This window comes from Streptomyces sp. NPDC034670, from assembly GCF_055574875.1.
Genome location: NZ_JBVITR010000065.1, coordinates 1 through 5,865, shown reverse-complemented (window position 1 = coordinate 5,865; position 5,865 = coordinate 1). Strand labels below are relative to the sequence as shown.

Here is a 5,865-nt window from a genome sequence, read left to right as displayed (position 1 = left end):
TCCCCCCCCCCCCCCCCCCCCCCCCCCCCCCCCCCCCCCTCCCCCCACCCCCCCCCCCCCCCCCCCCCCCCCCCCCCCCCCCCCCCCCCCCCCCCCCCCGCGTCCGTTGTGGTGCCTTGGGTGGGCATCCGGGGTGATTCGGTGGATAATCTCCTGCTTTGGGCAAGTCCTCCTGTGTGACCGTCAGCTTCTCCTCACCCGCCGCGCCCGGGAGCACCGGCGGGAGGCCCGCCGCGATCCGTCCGGCGGCCGTCGGCCGCGCCGCGCTCCGGACCGCCGCCGGGCTCGTCCTCGCCCTGCTGGTCCCGGTGATCGTGCGCCTCCCGTGGATCGGTGACCTGGGCATGCACGCGGCGACCCTGCAGCGCCTGCGGCACAGCCCGCTCGACCCCGGCAACCCGCTGGTCAGCGCGGACACACCGAGCCCGTACTACTCGCCGTGGATGCTGCTGCTCGGCGTCGTCGCCCGGGTGACGGGGCTGTCGGTGTTCGCCGTCCTGCGCCTGGCCGCCGCGGCCGGACTGGTGCTGCTGGTGACCGGGGTGTGGCGGTACGTGCGGACGCTGAGCACGCACCGGGACGCGCCCGCGGTCGCCCTGCTGAGCCTGCTGCTCCTGTGGGGGACGACCCCGTTCCTGTGGAGCGGCTTCCCGGGACTCACCTCGCTCGCGCTGACGGTGTCCTACCCCAGCACCTTCACCCTCGGCCTCGCCTTCCACTTCTGGGCGTGGCTGACGGGGGCGCTGCGCGCGGGGGACGGGTCCGGGCGGGGGACGTGGCTCGGGCTGGGGGCGCTGTGGGCGGTGATCCTGCTCTGCCACCAGTTCTCGGGGGTGGTGGCCTCGCTGGGCGCCTGCGCCCTCGTGCTCGCGGCACGGCCGGGGCGCGCGGTGTGGCCGCGGGCGGCCGCCGGGCTGCTGCTGGGGGCGGTGGTGCTGTGGGCGTGGCCGTACTACGACTTCTTCGCGCTGTTCGGCGCCGGGTCCGCCCTGGAGCCGGTGCACCGGGTGCTGTACGCGGACCCGGCCGCGCGGTTCGGGCTGGCCCTGCTCGGAGTGGCGGCGCTGGCCGCGCGGTGGCGGCGGGACCGGCGCGATCCGCTGGCGCTGTTCTTCCTGCTGGGCGCGGGGGTCGTGGCGGCCGGATGGCTGAGCGGCCACTACGCGTGGGGCCGCGCGCTGCCCGCCGTGCTGATCCCGGCGCAGCTCGCGGCGGCGCTGGAGGCGGTCCGCGCGGGACGGCGCGGGGTGCGCGCCGGCTGGGCGGTCCTGCTCGCCGGCGCGCTCGCGGCCGGGGCGTGGGCCCAGGCGGGGACGCTCGGGTACGCGGTGCCGCGCGACGTGCTGCCGCAGGCGGTCCAGGACCGGTACCGGCCGCCGTGGACGGGGTACCACTGGATCACGCTGTGGGTGGGGTACGGGGAGGTGGTCATGGCCGGGACCGCCCCGGCCCGCCGGATCCCGGCGTACGGGCCGTACACGGTCGCTCCCGGCTACCCCGACTTCTTCCTGCCGGACGAGGAGCGCCGGGCGGCGGCCACCGAGGAGTACTTCGCGGCGGGGACGCCGGCGGGGGTGCGGCGGGCCATCGAGCGGGAGTACGGGGTGCGCTGGGTGGTGGACGTGACCGGGACCCTGGACGACGCCGGGCTGCGGGCGGTGGCCCGGGGGCCGGAGGGGCAGGTGCTCTACGCGGTGCCGTGAGCCGTCCTCACGCCGCCGCCGCGCCGTCGTTCCCGCGCCGTCGCCGTCCTCACCGCAGCACGCCCGCCACCAGGCGGACCGCCCGGCGCACCCCCGGGCGGTCCAGTCGGCGGGCCACCGGGCGCAGCACGCCCGCCGTGATCCCGACCGGCTCCCAGCGCACCTGGAGCCGGCCCGGACCGTGTCCCTCCGGCTCGACCGTGACCCGGTGCGGGGCCGTGCCGGAGCGGTAGGGGACGCGGGCGGTCAGCGCCGGGAAGCCGAGCGGCGCCAGCAGCAGCCCCGTGTTGCCCTGGCCCCGGTGGGTGAGGCGGACCATCGGGTGGCGCACCCCGGCGAAGCCGGCCGGGGGGAGGGACGCGGCCGCGAGGTCGACGCGGACCCGGCCCTCGAAGACGCCGGGGCGGACGGGGGAGAGGCGGAAGGGGACCGTGAGGCGGCGCCGGCCGGGAGTGAGGAGGAGGCAGGCGCGCTGCGGGCCGACCGGCAGCCGCAGGGCCGGGTCGTACGTCCGCACGGCCAGTTCGACGCCGGCGCCGGAGCTCCGGGTGATCTCCGTGATCTCGTGGCGGAACAGGGCGCCGGAGAACGGCCGGGTGTCCAGCTTCAGCTCGGTCAGGTCCAGCTCGCGGCGGGCGCCGGCGCAGGCGGGGATCCGCCCGCCCCAGTAGGTGCGGCCGTCCGCGTCCGTGGTCACCCGCCGCGGGGCGACGCCGTGGCCGAGACCGCGGGCCGCCAGCCGGGCCTCCTCCAGGCGCCGGTCGCGGACCAGCTGCAGCACCACCCGCTCGGCGCGCGGCAGGCGGGCGTACGCGCCCGGGGACAGCGTGTCCAGGTAGGGGTTCACCAGGTCCGCGAAGGCCGCCAGCCACTCCTCGTCCCGGTGCGGCAGGTCGCCCGCGTACATCCGGAAGTCGTGCTTGAGGAACTTGTGGTCCTTGTCCTCGCGCAGCGCCTCGTGCCCGCTCCGCACCAGGAAGGCGTCGATGAGGCGCTGGACGTGGACGCGGTCGCGGACGTTGCCGAGCCGGTGCCGCTGGTTGGAGATGGACGCCGCGTCGGCGGCGGCGTACGGCGCGATGTACCAGAGGTACACCGGCTCCGGGACGATGGTGAACCTCTTCGCCAGGCAGTACGCCTGCGCCGAGAAGAGCTGGTCCTCGTAGTGGATGCCCTCGGGGAAGCGCAGGGCGTGCCGGTCGAGGAAGGCGCGGGCGTACATCTTGCTGGTGGACAGGTGCTCGAAGAACAGCCGGGGGTCGTCCTCGATGCCGTCCAGGGTGCGGCGCTCGCGCACGAGGTGCGGCATCCAGGTGGAGCGGCGGCCGGTGTCCGTCCGGATCCGCCGCACCGCGCCCATCGCGAAGTCGATCTCCCGTTCGCGGTGGGCGGCCAGCAGCAGGGCGACCGCGTCCCCGGGGAGTTCGTCGTCGCTGTCGAGGAACATCAGGTACGGCGCCCGCGCGATCTCCAGGGCCCGGTTGCGCGGGGCGCTGCACCCGCCGCTGTTGCGCGGCAGGCGCAGGTACCGGATGCGGGGGTCGCGGGCGGCGAGTTCCCGCGCCACCCGGGGGGTGTCGTCCGTCGAGTGGTCGTCGCTGATGACGATCTCGAGGTCGCGGTGGGTCTGGCGGCGGACGGACTCGACCGCGCGGGGCAGCCGCCCGGCGTCGTTGTGCACGATCACCGTCACGGTGACGTCGGGGGCGTCGAGGGCGCCGGGAGCGGTCATGACGGGCACGCCTCCTCGGGGCTCGGCGCCGGGGTGCGCCGCTCGAGCGGCAGCACCGGCGGCAGGGCCTCCCCGTCCTGGCCGAGGAAGACCCGGCGCACGACGCGTTCGGCGGCGCGGCCGTCGTCGTACTCGCAGAACCGGCGCCGGAAGACGGCCCGCGCCTTCGCCGCGCCCTCGTCGCGCCAGGCGTCGGTGGTGAGGATCCCGGTGAGTTCCTCCTGGGTGCGGGCCACCGGGCCGGGCGCCTCGGACATCAGGTCGAAGTAGACGCCGCGGGTGGTGCGGTACGTCTCCCAGTCGTCGGCGTGGATCACCAGCGGGCGGTCGAGGTTGGCGTAGTCGAACATGATCGACGAGTAGTCCGTGACCAGGACGTCGGCGGCCAGGCACAGCTCCTCGACCGGGTCGTAGGACGAGACGTCCACGATGCGGCCCGAGCGGCGCAGGCCGGTCGGCGGGGAGGCGGCGCCGTCGTAGAAGTAGTGGCCGCGCACCAGCAGCACGGTGTCCTCGCCGAGGCGGTCGGCGAGCGCGGCCAGGTCCAGGCGCGGGGTCCAGCCGGCCTCGTAGTCGCGGTGGGTGGGCGCGTACAGCACGGCCCGGCGCCCCGGGGCGATGCCGAGGCGCTCGCGGACCGCGCGGACGTCGTCGGCGCCGGCGGTGTAGTAGACGTCGTTGCGCGGATAGCCGTAGTCGAGCGAGACGAACCCGGACGGGTACGCCCGCTCCCACATCCGGGTGGTGTGGCTGTTGCCGGAGAGGCTGTAGTCCCACTTGTCGACGCGCTCCAGCAGCGCGGCGAAGTCCAGCCCCTGGGCGGCGGCCGGGAAGGCCATCTGGTCCAGGCCCATGCGTTTGAGCGGGGTGCCGTGGTGGGTCTGGAGGTGGACGGCGCCCGGGCGCTTGACCACCGCGTTGGGGAAGTTGACGTTGTTGACGAGGTACTTCGCGGTGGCGAGCACCTCCCCGTAGCGGCGCGTGCCGGGGACGACGTGGTCGGTGCCCGGCGGGAGCAGGACCGCGTTCTCGGCGGTCACCACCCACACCGGGTGGATGTGCGGGGCGAGTTCGGCCAGCTTGGCGGCGATCGCGGCCGGGTTGCAGGCGACGCCGCGGTTCCAGTAGGCGGCGAACACGGCCAGGTGGGGGTCGACCGGCCGGCGCAGGGCCCTGCGGTACTGGTGGTCGCGGACCCGGGTGCCGAGCTGCCGCCTGCCGGCGCGCACCGTGGACCGCACGGCGCGGCGGGCGCGGTTGGCGGCCTGGAACGCGCGGTACTTGGTGTAGGCGCCCTCCTCGAGCAGCGAGCGGCGGACGCCGTCGAGGCCGGCGGGGCGCTGGTGGCCCTCGGGGCGGCGGCGCAGCGCGGCGAGCGAGGCCCGGCGGAAGAACTCCCGGGCCACCTCCTCGGGCATGCTGCCGCGGGCGAAGGTGCGCAGGCAGTCCCGGACCATGATCTCGTAGAGCACGGTGTAGGCGGCGGGGCGGTGGCGGGCGAGGTCGAGCAGGTTCTCGTAGCGGTCGACGAGGGCGTAGTACTGCTCGGCGGTGACCGGGGGGAGGCTGGCGGGCCGCAGCCTGCGGTCCTCGTGGGCGATGTGCGGCAGGCAGGCGACGCGGTCGGCGAGCAGGAGGGCGGCGAGGGCCGCGTGCGGTTCGTCGTCGGTGGTGAGGCGCTCCTCGTGCGCCCGCCAGAAGCCGGCGCGCAGGACGCGGGTGCCGAGCAGCGGGGTCAGGCGCAGCAGATAGGCGCTGTCGTCGAGGACGAGGTCGGTGCGGCCCGCGCGGGCGAGCAGGGGACCGTCCGCGGAGGGCAGGCCGTGGGTGCGCCAGGTGCTGCGGACGTGGTCGATCAGCAGGACGTCCACGGCGGCGGGGAGTTCGGCGACGCGTTCGGCGATCGTGCGCGGGCCGCCGGGCGGGAGACCGTCCTTGGCGCGGACGAAGTGCAGCCAGCGACCGGCGGCCCGGGCCGCCCCCGCCGACCGGGCCGCCGCGTCGGACGTGCCGTCGGGCAGGGGCAGCACCCGGACCTCGGGGGCGTGCCGCTCGGCCGTCTCGCGGGCCCAGTCGCCGACGGCGGCGACGACGACCTCGGTGTCCGGGTGGGGGTGGGCGGCGAGGGAGTCGAGGAGGCCGGTCAGGTGGTCCTGGGTGTTCGGCCCGTGGACGATGACGCTGAGCTCTGGCATCGCGGGGCTCCTTCGGCTGCTCGTCGTGGCTCCGGTCGTTCCGCTGCGGTCACTCCGTTTCCGTCATATTGGCATCAATACGGTCGAAGGGGGTGGAAGGTGGCGCCGGGGGGGGGGGGGGGGGGGCCCCCGGCCCCCCGGCGCCCCGACCCCCCGGACCGCCCGAGGAGGGGCTGGCGGGGGCCGGGGAGACCCGGGTGCGTTTCTCTGCACCTTCCCTCCTCTCTCTGGAGCC

The 5,865-nt window shown here is 76.2% G+C and carries 3 protein-coding genes; 1 reads left to right on the top strand and 2 read right to left on the bottom strand.

Annotated features, from left to right (window positions below; genetic code table 11):
- Positions 1-176 precede the first annotated feature (176 nt).
- Positions 177-1,703: a hypothetical protein gene (locus ACZ56B_RS29495; protein ID WP_468797128.1), complete on the top strand. Its 1,527-nt coding sequence runs from the start codon at positions 177-179 to the stop codon at positions 1,701-1,703.
- A gap of 49 nt (positions 1,704-1,752) precedes the next feature.
- On the opposite strand, the gene ACZ56B_RS29490 is transcribed toward ACZ56B_RS29495, so the two are convergent.
- On the bottom strand, positions 1,753-3,435 hold the full coding sequence (locus ACZ56B_RS29490) for a glycosyltransferase family 2 protein (RefSeq protein ID WP_468797070.1): 1,683 nt from the start codon (positions 3,433-3,435) through the stop codon (positions 1,753-1,755).
- Positions 3,432-5,630 (bottom strand): CDP-glycerol glycerophosphotransferase family protein, encoded by a 2,199-nt coding sequence (locus tag ACZ56B_RS29485; RefSeq protein ID WP_468797067.1) that lies wholly within the window; start codon positions 5,628-5,630, stop codon positions 3,432-3,434. Before ACZ56B_RS29485 ends, ACZ56B_RS29490 begins: the two co-directional genes overlap by 4 nt.
- Positions 5,631-5,865 lie beyond the last annotated feature (235 nt).

What these genes read in the sequence shown, in the direction of transcription:
- ACZ56B_RS29490 (WP_468797070.1), bottom strand. Translation starts at nt 3,435, where the DNA reads ATGACCGCTCCCGGCGCCCTCGACGCCCCCGACGTCACCGTGACGGTG.
- ACZ56B_RS29485 (WP_468797067.1), bottom strand. Translation starts at nt 5,630, where the DNA reads ATGCCAGAGCTCAGCGTCATCGTCCACGGGCCGAACACCCAGGACCAC.